The sequence below is a fragment of the Anaeromassilibacillus sp. An200 genome (assembly GCF_002160025.1).
Taxonomy (GTDB): Bacteria; Bacillota; Clostridia; order Oscillospirales; family Acutalibacteraceae; genus Caccousia; species Caccousia stercoris.
In genome coordinates, this window is the sequence record NZ_NFJU01000053.1 from 1 (window position 1) to 14,664 (window position 14,664).

At 51.1% G+C, this 14,664-nt stretch carries 13 protein-coding genes and 4 pseudogenes; 15 read left to right on the forward strand and 2 right to left on the reverse strand.

All coding sequences use genetic code 11. The features are described from left to right. Nucleotides 1–1,100: 1,100 nt before the first annotated feature. Nucleotides 1,101–1,439: a helix-turn-helix domain-containing protein gene (locus tag B5F35_RS19695; RefSeq protein WP_334260211.1), complete on the forward strand. Its 339-nt coding sequence runs from the start codon at nt 1,101–1,103 to the stop codon at nt 1,437–1,439. Nucleotides 1,440–1,800: 361 nt separating this feature from the next. On the opposite strand, the gene B5F35_RS16035 is transcribed toward B5F35_RS19695, so the two are convergent. Together B5F35_RS16035 and B5F35_RS16045 are read right to left on the reverse strand one after the other, a co-directional pair. Continuing rightward, on the reverse strand, nt 1,801–2,442 hold the full coding sequence (locus tag B5F35_RS16035; protein ID WP_087242577.1) for a hypothetical protein: 642 nt from the start codon (nt 2,440–2,442) through the stop codon (nt 1,801–1,803). A gap of 445 nt (nt 2,443–2,887) precedes the next feature. Beyond that, a pseudogene (locus B5F35_RS16045) lies at nt 2,888–3,133 on the reverse strand (tyrosine-type recombinase/integrase); the annotation flags it as partial. Nucleotides 3,134–3,392: 259 nt separating this feature from the next. On the opposite strand from B5F35_RS16045, the gene B5F35_RS16050 reads away from it, so the two are divergent. The 14 genes and pseudogenes from B5F35_RS16050 to B5F35_RS16120 form a co-directional block, all read left to right on the forward strand. Beyond that, on the forward strand, nt 3,393–3,911 hold the full coding sequence (locus B5F35_RS16050; protein ID WP_087182604.1) for a DUF5720 family protein: 519 nt from the start codon (nt 3,393–3,395) through the stop codon (nt 3,909–3,911). A gap of 42 nt (nt 3,912–3,953) precedes the next feature. Continuing rightward, nucleotides 3,954–4,835, forward strand: coding sequence for a DUF6017 domain-containing protein (locus B5F35_RS16055; RefSeq protein WP_087242578.1), 882 nt, complete (start codon nt 3,954–3,956; stop codon nt 4,833–4,835). Between the two features lie 237 nt (nt 4,836–5,072). Continuing rightward, nucleotides 5,073–6,053, forward strand: coding sequence for a toprim domain-containing protein (locus B5F35_RS16065; protein WP_087182601.1), 981 nt, complete (start codon nt 5,073–5,075; stop codon nt 6,051–6,053). Between the two features lie 12 nt (nt 6,054–6,065). Next, complete coding sequence (locus tag B5F35_RS16070; RefSeq protein ID WP_087182600.1) at nt 6,066–6,386, forward strand: helix-turn-helix domain-containing protein; 321 nt, start codon at nt 6,066–6,068, stop codon at nt 6,384–6,386. After that, complete coding sequence (locus tag B5F35_RS16075; protein WP_087182599.1) at nt 6,349–7,119, forward strand: DUF6674 family protein; 771 nt, start codon at nt 6,349–6,351, stop codon at nt 7,117–7,119. Before B5F35_RS16070 ends, B5F35_RS16075 begins: the two co-directional genes overlap by 38 nt. 11 nt (nt 7,120–7,130) lie before the next feature. After that, complete coding sequence (locus B5F35_RS16080) at nt 7,131–7,382, forward strand: hypothetical protein (protein WP_140401262.1); 252 nt, start codon at nt 7,131–7,133, stop codon at nt 7,380–7,382. Further along, nucleotides 7,360–9,432 (forward strand): LPD1 domain-containing protein, encoded by a 2,073-nt coding sequence (locus tag B5F35_RS16085; RefSeq protein ID WP_087242581.1) that lies wholly within the window; start codon nt 7,360–7,362, stop codon nt 9,430–9,432. The genes B5F35_RS16080 and B5F35_RS16085 overlap by 23 nt, the downstream gene beginning before the upstream one ends. 13 nt (nt 9,433–9,445) lie before the next feature. Next, nucleotides 9,446–10,252, forward strand: coding sequence for a hypothetical protein (locus B5F35_RS16090; protein WP_087242582.1), 807 nt, complete (start codon nt 9,446–9,448; stop codon nt 10,250–10,252). After that, nucleotides 10,249–10,674: a DUF3846 domain-containing protein gene (locus B5F35_RS16095; protein WP_087242583.1), complete on the forward strand. Its 426-nt coding sequence runs from the start codon at nt 10,249–10,251 to the stop codon at nt 10,672–10,674. Before B5F35_RS16090 ends, B5F35_RS16095 begins: the two co-directional genes overlap by 4 nt. A 14-nt stretch (nt 10,675–10,688) precedes the next feature. Then, nucleotides 10,689–11,495, forward strand: a complete 807-nt coding sequence (locus tag B5F35_RS16100) for a hypothetical protein (RefSeq protein ID WP_087242584.1) — start codon at nt 10,689–10,691, stop codon at nt 11,493–11,495. 34 nt (nt 11,496–11,529) lie between these two features. After that, nucleotides 11,530–12,000 (forward strand): PcfB family protein, encoded by a 471-nt coding sequence (locus B5F35_RS16105; protein WP_087242585.1) that lies wholly within the window; start codon nt 11,530–11,532, stop codon nt 11,998–12,000. After that, nucleotides 11,997–12,452: pseudogene (locus tag B5F35_RS16110) on the forward strand (VirD4-like conjugal transfer protein, CD1115 family); the annotation flags it as partial. The gene B5F35_RS16105 and the pseudogene B5F35_RS16110, both read left to right, overlap by 4 nt. 328 nt (nt 12,453–12,780) lie before the next feature. Further along, nucleotides 12,781–14,184, forward strand: a pseudogene (locus B5F35_RS16115) (VirD4-like conjugal transfer protein, CD1115 family); the annotation flags it as partial. A 248-nt stretch (nt 14,185–14,432) separates the two neighbouring features. Continuing rightward, a pseudogene (locus tag B5F35_RS16120) lies at nt 14,433–14,561 on the forward strand (Maff2 family mobile element protein); the annotation flags it as partial. Nucleotides 14,562–14,664: the final 103 nt, after the last annotated feature.

Below are 14,664 nucleotides of genomic sequence, written 5' to 3' on the forward strand. Positions count from 1 at the left end.
TTTCTGCATTCTTTACCAGCATTTTTATCACCCCAAACTCATTATACCGCATTTTCTCCCTTTATACGAGAAAAAGGCCACCAATCGGTGACCTTTTTCGACAGGCTGAAACCGCCTGTTTAGGCGGTTTTTCTGCGTTTTTGGTTTGATTTTTGAGGTTTTGCTGATTGCTGTTTTGCGGCGATCCCAGGGGCAGAACAGCGGCAGGCGCATGAGCAAGGATAGCCACCGAAAACGCCAAATCCCTAACCCATCCCTAACGGGGAAACTTCCGCATTTTTCCGTTATATCGGTGCCGTTGTCGGCTACTCCTGATCGCATGTCTACGCTGCGTAGGTCGTGAAGCAGGATTTCTCTTGCTATAAGTCGATCTTTGACCAATCTTAAATTCAATAGAGCGTCCACCAGTATTCGAACACTTTGCGATACTGGTTGCCCTTCTTCGATAGGTCGAAATACTTACGGACCTTTCGATTGGATCTTCGCTTCAGATACCGTTGACAATTGCTGGACTTCATATACTGAACGTGCAGTCCAGAATGAAGTAACGTTCTTAATCTCTCATAGTCTCCCTTGATATACCCCATGTTTGGTGCATACCTGCTGTGTTGAATCAAAAATAGAAGATGGTCTGAGTGCCTGACGCACTGGGTGCGGCGATATTGGCGGCCAGAACGCCGGCCGCATCCGGGCTCGTTTTTAGTAGATCCCAAGATCTCGGCGATCCGCTTGTTTAACTCTTGCTCTGTCATAAGTCTTCCTGCTCTGTACGGTCCGGGTAATAGGGTTGACCCCGTGCCAGGAGCCACGCTGTTTCGCGTGGTATTCCCGCCGGGCTTTCTTACTGCGTTTGTCCAATAGAATCAACTGCGTCACAGCTGATCATCTCCTTCTTTTTGTCTTGGTGTGAGCACCCCAGAGGGCACAGCACAGCAATCGCTGGCTGATATACGGATGGCACTGAGGATGTTCCGAGCGTAGACTCTTCTATAACAATCTCATTACAAATGGCAAAGATCCCTTGCTATTTCAGTGCACATTAGGTATACTAAAATACTCCGCTGAGGCGGAGATCATCCCGATGAATGGAGGCGATCCATATGTCCATGATTCAGTTTCCTGTCATCGATCCTGTGGCTACCGGGGCGAATATCTGCCGACTCCGGAAGGATCGCGGCCTGACAGTCCGAGATCTCCAGCACTATTTCGGATTTGAGGAGCCGCAAGCCATCTACAAATGGCAACGGGGCCAGAGCCTTCCCAGTGTAGATAACCTCTATGCACTGAGCGCTTTGCTCCAGGTGCCGATGAACGAGATCATCATCTCCACTTCTCATATCGTTTCTTTGGAGCAGCAGGCAGCCGCCTGCTGCTCAGGTCTTTTTATGTGGAAATTTCTTCAGGTACAGTGGGCATGGCAGAATTTCAAAACCGCTTAGATCCTTATCCGCCTGTGTCCATAGGCCTGCCGCGATCCTGCCGGACGGCCGCAGCCCTTGGGTGAACAAGCGACTTCATAAATAGAATATCACGCCATTATGGCAAATATCAGAGAAGCGTAAGGTCGAATCCTGCTTTTGACAATGGATGTGTGTTAGAAATGACAGTATTTCGGTGGACGAGGATGGAGTCGACTGACGAGCCTTTCACAATGAGTTATGAGCTCATGTTGCATTCATCAGATGCAGTCCATTCTTTGCCGGGGGATGCGCAGCATCATAATTCATCTGCGCCTGAACCGATCATCACTGCCTATCCATTCTGCCACGCCCACCACACCTGAAGGTGTGGTGACGGCATTTATGCAGCCGTGCTCTTTTCGATGAAGTCGCTGAGGATGTCCTCAAAGCTGTCATTCATGTCAAAGGGCGGCTCATAGGATACCTCGGTGTTGACCAGACACTTGTCCAGGGACATGGAGATCTCGTCGGCCCTCTTGCTGAGCGCCGTGGCCATGCCTCGGATCTTGTTCCGGTCAAAGTCGATGGTGGTGACCTGCGTGGCATCACAGCGGTAGGAGACCTGGTTTCCCTCGCCGTTGAATCGGAAGCCGGAGCCTCCGCCGGCAATGGTCTTTTCACTGTTGCGAAGCATGGTCATGTGGCGGAATACCTCAGCCAACTCCTGACGCTGCCGGTTCAGGCCCACCTCGCTGTCCATATCCAAATCCAATGCGTTCTTGGCGGCATGGATAGCCCGGCACAATTTCTCCCGCTCCTCCAGCAAGGACATGAGGAAGGCGGCTACCTGGTTGGCATGGCCGGCATACTCACTGGGCGCAGTTTCCTCCACTACAGCATCCTGGGCATCGGACATGACCTTGCTCCGAAGATGAGTGGTCTTGACCTTGACGATATTGCGTCGGTCCTGAAGGATGGCAGTGGCCTCACACATCAGGCCTTTCAGTTTATTCTGGAATCGAAACGCATCTTTCATATTCATGGATCATACCTCCCTATGTCACTCCCCGGCGGAACGATTTGATGGGTCAAGCATACTCCAAACTTGATCAATTGTCATTGAACTGCTGGTTGAATATGGACAGGCATGCTTTTTCGTGCTTGCCTGTGATAAACAAGGAAGTGGACTTTATTGCTACTAATGCAGAGGAGAAACGGTATATCCAAGCGACCGAGTCCATGAATAAGCCAACCACCCGCGAGCGGGAACTGGCTCCACCGCGCATAATCCGGGACAACTACGCGCTTTTGTTATGCCCTCTTTTATGGTGTATGGGTTTATTAAAGCCGCCTCCGGGATGAAAACCGGAGACGGCTGCATTTGGGTGCCTTATCTCAATGAGATCAAGCATAAGCTGGACTTTTTCGACAAGTTGTGAGTGCATCCTTTGCGGATGCATTCTGACTTTTTATATGGAGATCCCCGGTTATCCCACTCTCTCGAACGGTATCACCCTGCACCGGCTCTCCTCCGGCGGGTCAGGCGGCTCCGGTTCCGGTTTGGCCGTGGCCGTTTCCATGAAGCCGCCGATCTTCTCCGCCGCACCTCTCTGCATATCATTGGTGATGTGCGTATAGGTGTCGAGGGTAAATCCGGCGCTGTAGTGGCCCAGCATGCTGGACAGCGTCTTCACATCCACGCCGCTGGAGAGAGCCATGGTGGCGAAAGTGTGCCCTTACGGTATAATAAAGACAAACGGAAAAACCCAGTATTTTCAAGGGTTTCAGCGTTTGTCGTTGCCTATTCAATTCCTTTTCCAACCTTGATAGTTAACGAAAAATCTGTCGAATGATGGGAGGTGTTACCTAAAAGACAAAATTGAATATTACAGCAGCGGTGCGGTGTTTTACCGGACCGCTGTTTGTTAGGGCGTTTCATCTGATCTGATGGGCGCCCTTTTTTGCGCCCATTTTCAGAAGGAGGAAATTCACATGGAACTTAACGAAGAAGAAAAAAGGCAGTTGTTTCAGGTTGACGGCGACTGCCAGGCCAAAGTGCTGGATGAACTGTATATGACAGCCCGTTTTACCCGTAACCCGGAGCAACGTGATATGGTGCGGGGCCTCATGGCAAAGCTGCGGGTTCTGTCGGATGAACAGTGCATGGATCTGGTGAAGGACATCCAGAAGAATTATCACCTGCCTTACCCTCGCACTATGGGCGAGCGGATCGCATTGGCCCGGCAGCAATCCGGGGCTGAAAAGCTGAAAGGCCATGACATTATGGCCCTGGAGCGGTTTGACCCGCAGGTACGCCACATGGTTGTCTTTGATGTGCTTTCTTTTGAATCCCCTGTCGGCTATAAAGGCGATAAGATGCGCCTGTTTCTCACGGATGAAGGGTATCAGAAAGCGTTGGAGAATCAGGAACGCGGCTTTATCAAACTAAAGAACCATGCCAAGGTACACAATGGCTATTTGAATTACGACCATAAAGACAGAGATTTGTAGCTGCTGCTCAGTATAACGACTTGCCAGGAAGGAGGATGTCAAATGGCAGTGTTCAGAGTTGAAAAGACAAAAGATTTTACGGTCATGTCCAATCACCATCTTCGGAATGTGTCGCTGTCTTTGAAGGCAAAGGGGCTGCTGTCGTTGATGTTGTCCTTGCCTGATAATTGGGACTATACGACTAAGGGGCTGGCCCATATCTGTAAAGATGGGGTGGATTCTATCAGCAGTGCGATCAAGGAGCTGGAAAAGCAAGGGTATCTTACCCGGCAGCGGCTCCGTGACGCGCATGGCAGGCTGGGCGATATTGAGTATGTCATCCATGAGAAACCTGTGCCTCCTGATGAGCAGGACACTATTCTGCCACCTAAACGGGAAAATCCAAGACAGGTAAATCCAAGACAGGTAAAACCTGTTTTGGGAAAACCTGAACAGGAAAAACCCGCCCAATTAAATATACAAGAATCAATTACTGAAAAATCAATTACGGATATATCAAATATCCATCAATCAATCTATCCGGCCTCTGGAGGAACGCCTGATGGTAACACGGAGATGGATAGGGATAGGATTGATAGGATAGATACCTACCGGGAGATTATCAAAGAAAATATTGAATTTGAGGCTCTTGTCCACCGGTATGGGTATGAGCGTGTGGACGAACTGGTTGAGCTGATGCTGCAGACGGTCCTCTCCCAGCGGCCATATATCCGCATTGCCGGTGATGACTACCCCCGTGAGGTGGTAAAAAGCCGCTTTCTGAAAGTGAACTTCTCTCATGTGGAGTACGTGTTTGACTGCCTGGATAATAACACGACCAAGGTTCGGAATATCAAGTCCTATCTGCTGGCGGCTCTCTATAACGCGCCGGCTACCATGGACAGCTATTACCGGGCCGAAGTCAATCACGATCTTTACGGCTAAAGGGGGATGCATCTATGGGCAAAAGAAACGGACGCCCGGTATATGCTTCCAGGCGGGAGGAAAAGCGTCCTCAAACCGAAAAAATGTATTGCACGATGAAACCGGATTGTGCAGGCTGCCCTTTTCCTTCACATGGTTTTGTGTGCTGGAGTACGGACGGGAGCTGCCTGCGTACTCACATGAAAAAATTACAGAAAGGAGGCCGAGCGCCATGAAAATCCATGAAACGCTGAAATTATGCCGAAGTTAAGCCAGGAACAGATCGACCAGGCACGGGAAGTTGATCTGCTGGCTTATCTGCTTTCCAACGAAAGCGGTGTGCTGAAACAGGAAGGCGCCAATTACCGCCATAATGAGCATGACAGCCTGGTTTATGTGGCAAGTAAGAATTACTGGTACTGGAACAGCCGTGGACGAAAGATCAACGCCGTGGATTATCTCATGGAGATCCGGGGGTACAGCTTTGTGGATGCTGTGGAACGGCTGATAGGCAGCGGAACCCCTGTTGTTTCCCATTATACAGCTTCCGGCAGCCGGGAACAGCGAAAACCGGTGGAGAAAAAGCCCTTCCGCCTCCCCAGGGGGAAACGCTGTGCCACCTTTGCTGTTTCTTATCTTCAACGCCGGGGAATCCATTCGGACATCATCAGACGGTGTATGCAGTTGGGCCTATTCTATGAGTCCCGCTATAACAACGAGGCGGTTTGCGTTTTTGTTGGCCGGGATGATACCGGTACGGACCGGTTTGCCTGCGTCCGCGGAATTGCAGGTAACTTGAAAAAGGACATCAGCGGCAGCGATAAGCGGTTTAGCTTCTGCTACCCGCCGGATCAGCCGGGCAGCCGCCACCTGGCGGTTTTTGAGGCTCCGATTGACGCCCTCTCCCATGCTACGCTCCAAAAGCTGGAGGGCTGGCAATGGAATGGCTACCGGCTTTCCCTGGGCGGGACCTCCCCTGTGGCCCTGGTCGCTTTCCTGGAACGCCACCCGGAGATCACCCGTGTTGCCCTCTACTTGGACAATGACCTTGCGGGCCGGGTCAACGCCCGGAAAATCAAGGCACTGCTGAAATCAGACCAGAGATTTTCTAAAATCCGGGTGTCTGTCAATCCTCCCCGCAGCGGGAAAGACTACAATGAAAAATTACAGCGCACGCTTCAAGCGATCCGCGAAGAAAAACACGCCAGCCGCCAAAAACAGGCGGCTGTTTCAATTTAGGAGGAAAACCCAATGAATAACGACAAATCCGCGATTCAGGTAATCGCCGGGGCTGCCCGCTGCCCGGAGTACAGCCCGTCCATGGTTAAGGCTTTGATGAAAAAGCTGGAAACCAATGAAAAAGCCTTCGCTCTGCTAATGAATGTCACCCCTTCCACGGTGCGCCTCTGGACAACGGGTGCTGCCCGTCCCTGCAGCATGGCCCGGAGGCTGATGCAGATTTATGAATCCGGGCCGGAAATCGTAAGTAAGATTGCCGGGGAAAGCTGCCCGGAGAAAGGAGGACGCCAGACGAGTGAAGCGAAGGAACAAACAGCTTCTTGTGGAAAATGAGTATGTGAAGGAATTGCTGGCCGTCCTGAAAGAGAACCCTTCCCCCAGCGGCAAGGATTTTGCTGAAATGGTTGCCCATGTTGGCGAGCTGGAAAGCCGGTTGGCCGAGGCCGTAGAGGAATTGAAAACTATGCGCCAGGAGCTTCAACAGGTGCAGAGCCGCTCTCTGAAAGCTGTGCTTCAAAAGAGCTGTAAGTCGCTGGAGGATAATATATCCAATATGCGCCAAAAGCTGGCGGAGCTGAAAGATCACATTATCGAAGGCTGCCAAAAAGCACTTTCGGCTTTCAAAGAGCGCGGCACTTCTGCCCTGGATGGCCTTTCCCGGTTTTTCCATGTCAAACCCATGCTGGAAGGGATCAGGAAAGCGATTGATAACAGTATTCGTATTGACGATAACGCTGTTTCCAAGATCCAGACCCTTTCCGCTGAATACCATCAGGCGGGCAGGCATTTGAAAAACATGGGCCGCGCCCTGGTGGGCAAAGAACCGGTGGCCGAAGTCAAAAGCCCCGGCAGGTTTTCTAAGGTGATTGCGGCTCCCTATAAAGCGGATCGTGCCTGCATGACCGCCGCCAAAAAGAGCATCGAAAAAGCCATTGACAGTGTAACCCGCTTGCAGGAATCCGCTGAACGCAGGCCCTCCGTTTTAAGGGCTATGCAGGAAAATGGCGAGAAGGTGCAGCCGCCAGCGAAAAAAACTGTGCCTGCTGTAAGCAAAGCGGAACGGTAGGTGTCATGGCAATGGGATTGCTTGACACCCTTGCTGACCGGCTGGATGTGTTCATTTCGGATCTGCGGCTTTGGTGTACGCTCCCCGCTTTCGGGATCATGCTTGAAATAGATAACCATTTATATCCCATATCTGAATGGAACCGGGCGCTGGCCTATCTGTCTGGAAGGCCATGCGCTTTTTCTAATGTGCCGGAAGCAAAAAAATATATACTCTCGCTGATAAAGGAGGTGGAGTTAGATGGCGAAAGAAATCGTACATGAAGATTTCGGTGAAAAGATCGGCGGCGCCAAAAAGGACCTTTGGGCAGCCCGCGGCCTGTATGTGGATGACCTGTTGGGTATGAACGAGCGCGAGGCCGATAAGTATGTCAAAAAAGATAATGTATGGAAAAAGCCGGATTATAATGCCTTGATCCAATCCGGCGTCCCGGTGGATATTCTGTACTTTCGGAAAGTTGTGCGTGACAGCCTGAACGCCTCCCCGCGTTATCTGCGTTCTGATGATACGCCGGAGAAGCGCCTGGCGCGGCAGAAAGAGTACATTGCAACCGTCCGTCAGGTGCAGGAAGCCGTTGAAAAGGTTCAGACGATTCAGGAGGCTATGGGCGTGTTTGAGTCTCTTATCATCGGCGGAGGTTACTGTGAGCGTATTTCTCACGGGATCGGCGGCGGGTATATCCGGGCCACCCCAAAGGGGCGGGATAACCCGGTAATCACCGATAAGCTGGTAAATGCCCTATATTTCCGTGGGATGCAGGACTTTGACCGGAAAATCGTTCGGGAGGCTGTAAAAAAGCAGTTTGGCGTCCCCGCCGAGCAAAAGGTTCCCCGCGGGTATGATATTCGGTTCAATGATGGCAAAAGGACCTACTCGAAAAATAATGACTGGCTTCCCGATACCTACTATGTCACGAAGGGCTATACGATCCTGAAAACGAATTTTGCCACCCGTGAGGAAGCTCTGAAATGGGTTCAGGATCTTTCCAGACAGCGCGGAGCCAGCGGTAAACAGCGATTTGTACCGCAGCAGCTTTCCCGCGTCCGGCGTACCGGCCCGGATTACCGCGGAAAGCGTGATGTGATCGGGCAGGATTATCTTGACGCCTTTGCTTTCCGGGGCGGCGAGTTTGGAAACTGGATGACGCAGAATGACCGGCGCGCTTCTCTGAATATGGGGTTTGACGCTCTTAAAGACCTGGCGGCTGTCCTGCAGATCAGTGAAAAGGATATTTCCTACCAGGGAACGCTCTCGATTGCCTTTGGCGCCCGCGGCAGCGGAAATGCCGCCGCCCACTATGAACCGCTGCGGAAGGTCATCAATCTTACCAAAATGCACGGAGCCGGTTCACTGGCCCATGAGTGGTGGCATGGTCTTGATGATTACCTGGGCGTGAAAATGGGAGCAAAGGGATTTCTTTCTGAACATTCTCACCTGTATGAGCCATTCAAAAAACTGATTGAAACCATGAAATATAAGCCGGAAACACCGGAACAGGCCGCGGCCCGGACAGAGACGCAGGTGGAACGTACCCGGAAAAATGCGGCAAGCTGGCTGGATTCGGCGGTACTCACCCCGCTTAAACGGGCGGCAAATGACGAGATGCACATGGAGGCTTATGCGGTCCTTCGGGAAGAATTTCTTTTGGGTGTCCCCGGCTCTGTGGAACAGTTAAATGATTTCAAGAAATCTGTTACCGGGCGGGTGATCCCTAAGAGTGAGCGTGACCGGCTGGAGATTTTCGAGCATATGCTGTCCGGGATGCAGACGCAGGAACCTCCGCAGATTGGCCGTGTAGAAACGGATTTCTATAAAAACTCTATCCGTATGGGCAAAGAGTGCGAAAAGGACGGCGGCTATTGGGAAAGCAATACGGAGATGACCGCCAGGGCTTTCGCCTGCTATATCAAAGATAAGCTGGCGCCTGAAATTTCGGACTACCTGGCGGGCCACGCCGACAGCGCCGCTACTTTTGCCACCGGCAAGGATGGGAAAATGGAAATCTTGAAAGCCTTCCCGGAGGGCGAGGAACGCAAGGCCATCAATGCTGTTTTTGATGAAGTTTTTGCGGATCTAAAGCGGGAGCATTTCCTCACCCATTCCGATCACCCGCAGACATTGGAGGAAACTCGGCCAGTGGCCGCACCTACGCCTTCTCGCATGGATTCCATGCCGGTTATCACGGATGTAGAACAGCTTTCCCTCTTTGGTGGGGAGAAGCCTTCTATTTTAGGACAACTTGCCGCTACTAAAGAGCAGAGCAAAACGCCAGCAGCGCCAAAACAAAATAAGACCCATGAGCCGGAACTTTGATGGAGGTGAAAGATTGGAAGAAAATAAGGATTACCGTGTTTATCGTTATGGGGATGACTTAAAACCCGGATATGAATTAAAAGTGGAACATAGTGTTTCCTGCGAAAATGTAGATATTTCTGCTTTGATCGCCATGGGCACGGAAAGTTTGGAGGCCATGTGCCAGGGAAGCATTGATGGTGAGCAAAAAGCCTATGAGATTGTTTTGGCTGCGGCAAAGCAATGGGAACAGCAGGCGGCGGCGACACAGACCATCAACCGGGCGTTGGAATATCTGCGGACCCCGGAGGTTGCTCATACATCTAATCAGTGGCAGTCAAAGGATAACTGGCGGGATGGCGAAGAAATCAGCAACCGTGTTTATAAGATGACCTGCAGCGTTTGGGAAGATACGAAATATGACCGGGAAACGAAACAGAGTGTGCCGGTTGCCTGGTATGTCACCTGGGATGTTTATGTAAATTCCCCTAAGAAGGGGTATGGAGAAAGAATTGCCGGGCAGAGTCAGAAACGCTATACAGATAAAAATGCTGCCATGAAGTATCTGGATGGCCGGAAGAAAGCCTATTCTCATTTGTTCACAGAGATTTCCCCTCCGATTCCAAATCAATACAAGCAGCATTTTACCGTACATGGCGCTCTCTTGCCAGGATATACCCTGGAAGGACAGGTGACGGAAAAATCTGTATCTGCGCCTGGGCGTGATTCGGGCAAGCCACAACGGGCTTCGGTTTTGGAAAAGCTCTCGGATGCAAAGAAACAGGAAAAAGCAGCACCGCCAAAGGCGCCTGACAAGAAAAAGGAGGATATTCATAGATGAAGGTTTTAATGGTTGAACCGGGGAAAATTCCCCATGAGGCAGACATCGAGCCGGGGCTGAGGTCTTTGCAGGCGGCGGTAGACGGTCTTATCCAGGCAGTATACCCTTATGAGGACCCCGTGGCCCTGATTTGCAATGAGGAAGGAAAATTCCTGGGGCTGCCCTTGAATCGTGCTTTGCGGGATGACGCCGGTGAGGTTTACGACATCATTGCCGGTAATTTTCTTATCACCGGGCTTGGTGAGGAAGATTTTTCAGATCTTTCCCCTGACCTGATGGAAAAATATAAGGAGCAATTTCTGGCGCCGGAGTCCTTTGTGCGAATCGGCGGCAAAATTCTTGCGGTCAAGCAGCCGGTTCCTGGGACAGAAAATAAAGATATGACACAAAAGCCGCCCCACAAATCCGGGCCGGAGCTTTAGGAAGGAGGTCAAAGATGCTGACAGCGACACGCGGCCCGTATTTGCTGGTGGTCCAGCAGGACGATTCCCCATTCAATCCCCGTGAGGATGACAATTTTGGGAAAATGGTCTGCTTTCACCGGCAGTATAGCTTGGGCGACCATCATAATTACATAGATAAAGATGATTTTCTCCGGGATCTGTATCTGAAAACTGTGGGTGATGATGAACGGGGCGCCCACCGCTATGAGCGGGCGCTGGATTTGATGAATTACAAAATCAAAGCGCCTTTTGGTTCTCCTGATTATGAACGCCAGGTGGATGAACGGCTGATGAAAGTGATCTCACAGAAATATCTTATGCTGCCGCTGTATCTTTACGACCATAGCGGCATTACCATGAATACCACGGGCTTCTCCTGCCCCTGGGACAGCGGGCAGGTCGGATGGATCTATGCCTCCAAAGAAGATGCCCTCCGGGAGTTTGGTGGCAAATCCTTTACTGCTGCCACCCGGAAAAAAGCCGAGGATTGTATGCGCGGTGAAGTGGAATGTTACGATTCCTACCTTCGCGGTGAGGCTTACGGTTTTGAACTGTATAAAGACGGCGAGCTGGAGGATAGCTGCTGGGGCTTTATTGGCAGTAATGAGGAAGCCTTAAAAGGCATTGAGGATTACCTGCCTGACGAGTGCAGCGGCATGACCGGTGAGCTGGTGGAAAGGGATTCTCCCCGTTCCATGTTAAAAATGTTTCTCGACCATGCCCGTGTGCAGGTAGCACAGGCGGCCAAAGACTTTGAAAAAGCGCCCCGGCAGCAAGCCCTCCAAACGGAGGCCAGATGATTTTCTACCTATTATAAATGCAAGGAGGATGTGATTGCAGGAAGAACTTGAACGGAAATCCATATCCGTAACTGTCCAGGCCACAAAGCTGACGGGCCGTGTGATGAAGGCTGCTATTGCCGCTGCCTTGCGAAAAATTGAAAAAGAGCGCAATACCCCAAAAGTGGGCCGGAACAGTATGCGCCGCCTTACGGCACAGACGCCGGACGCCCATAAGATCGAGGTTGAGGAACGGATTCGCTCTTTTGAGCGGTATGCAAAGAAATATAAGGTCCGTTACCATGTGGAGAAGGATGTCAGTGTTTCCCCTCCTAAATGGACCGTGTACTTTAAGGCCAATCAAGCCGATGCTATCGAAGCCGCCTTCAAGAAATATACGCAAAAGACGGTAAAACGTGAAAACAGGCCGTCCCTTCTCTCCCAGTTATCGAAATTCAAAGAGATGGCAAGGAAGATGGCCCGCGATCCTGTAAAGAACAAGGAGCATGGAGGGCCGGAGCGATGAAGATGACGGATATTCTGAAAAAATATGTGCTTCCGAACCTTCCTTATCTTATATTCCTTTGGTTCTTTGCCAAGGTTGGCGAAGCGGTGCGGCTGGCTCCCGGTGTTGACGCTTCCACAAAGCTGCTGGGGCTGGCGGATGGTTTTACTCTGGCCTTTCAGACTTCTATGCCCGGCGCGGCGGTTGACTGGCTGATCGGGTTGATTGGCGCCGCAGTGGTTCGCCTGGTGGTCTATGTGAAAGGTAAAAATGCCAAAAAGTACAGGAAGGATGTGGAATACGGGAGCGCCCGCTGGGGCACGAAGGCGGATATTGCTCCCTTTATGGACCCCAAGCCGGAAAATAACATCATTCTGACCCAGACGGAGGGGCTGATGATGTCCGGCAGGCCAAAAAATCCGGCTTTTGCCCGGAATAAAAATGTCCTTGTCGTTGGAGGAAGCGGCAGTGGTGGACTGACAGGCAATGCTTGAAATGCGCGAATGGGCGTTGCTTTCGCCGCCTCGACCAATACCGGCTGCAGGTCGAGGGTATCAGTGCGGAAGAAACCTGGAAGGGTGTCGCGCCCTAATCAGAGTGGAAGGCTTGCCTGTAAAAAGGAAGTCACACGCAACGCATAGAGCCTGACCCTGTTTCGGCAGAATATAACGGCTCCACGAGTCCGCGCCGCCTGCCGGTCTTTGCTAGGCGAAAAGGTATGCTATGCCGGGCATGGACGCCATGCCGATGGAAATGGGCGAAAGCCCCGGAGGGATAGATAAAAAGCTATCCGGTAATCACGATCAGAAAACCCGCTTCTTCATCAAGCCGAACTTGATGCAGCTCCATTCCTCCTATGTAGTGACAGACCCGAAGGGCACTGTCCTGGTGGAGTGCGGAAAGCTGCTGTCCCGCGGCGCTCCCAAGCTGGGCAAGGACGGCAAGCCCCTACGCAATAAGAAAGGCAAGATCGTTTATGAGCCTTATCAGATCAAGGTATTCAATACCATTAACTTTAAGAAAAGTATGCACTATAATCCCTTCGCGTATCTACATTCGGAGAAGGATATATTAAAGCTGGTGACAGTGCTGATCGCCAATACCAAAGGGGAAGGAAAATCCGGGGACGATTTTTGGGTGAAGGCCGAAACATTACTTTATACGGCACTGATCGGCTACATTTATTATGAGGCTCCCAAGAATGAGCAGAACTTCTCCACTTTGGTAGAAATGATAAATGCCATGGAGGTCCGGGAGGATAATGAATCGTTCAAAAACGCGGTTGACCTTCTCTTTGACGCTTTGGAGCAGAAAGACCCGGACCACTTCGCCCTCAGGCAATACAAGAAGTATAAACTGGCGGCAGGCAAAACAGCAAAGTCAATCCTGATTTCCTGCGGAGCCAGATTAGCACCCTTTGATATTGCGGAAGTCCGGGAGATCACCATGTATGACGAACTGGAGCTGGATTTGGTCGGGGACCGGAAAACAGCCCTGTTCTTTATCATTTCCGATACGGACGCCACATTCAACTTCCTTGTCAGCATGGCCTATACGCAGCTTTTCAACCTGCTTTGCGAAAGAGCGGATGATAAGTATGGAGGCCGGCTGCCGGTGCATGTGCGCTGCCTGATCGACGAGGCAGCGAACATTGGGCAGATTCCGAACCTCGAAAAACTCATGGCAACGATCAGGTCAAGAGAGATTTCGGCCTGCCTGGTGCTGCAGGCGCAGAGCCAGTTGAAAGCACTGTATAAGGATAACATGGACACCATCATCGGCAACTGTGATTCCAGCTTATTCCTGGGAGGAAAGGAAGAAACCACCCTAAAAAGCTGGAGCACCCTGCTGGGGAAAGAAACCATTGATATGTATAATACCAGCGTCACGAAGGGCACGCAGGAATCCCACGGCCAGAACTTCCAAAAGCTGGGCAAGGATCTGATGTCCATGGACGAGCTTGCTGTGATGGACGGCGGGAAGTGTCTGCTGCAGGTGCGCGGCGTCCGGCCCTTCCTGTCCAGAAAGTACGATATTACAAAACATCCCAATTATAAGTACCTTTCGGATTTCAACCTGAAAAACACTTTCGATATAGAGAAATACCTGTCTACCCGCTTGCGGGTGAGGCCGGACGATCTGTTCCTCAACTATGAGATCAGCCCGTCCGAACTGGCGGAAGAATCCGCAGACGATACCGAATAGGCCCGCCGATTTACAAGTTTCCCATTCTTTTCGGCGGGCCTTGTTTTTTTATGCCCATTTTAAGGAGGTGCCTATTGGTAAGGAGCCGTGATTCTCCTGAATTTACTCACAGTCCGCAGGATATACGACTGCGTTCGCCGCCCGCTGTTTGTTCTCTTTTCAAGCAGCGGGCGGCTTTTTTTGCGTTTCAGGCCAAAAACGGCCACAACAGTATCATTTTTCATTTGATAAGGAGGTAATTACCCTATATGAGTTTTTTCACTTCTGCTATTGATACCCTGCAGATTTTGGTTGTTGCGCTGGGCGCCGGTTTGGGTGCGTGGGGCGTCATCAATCTTTTGGAAGGATATGGAAATGACAATCCCGGAGCTAATGCTCATGTGCGATAAAGTATCATAAGAATTTATATAGACAGCTACCCACTATCCGTTTTGTCCACAAACACGATAAGGCAGTCAAAACCGAGCGTGACTGCCTTAT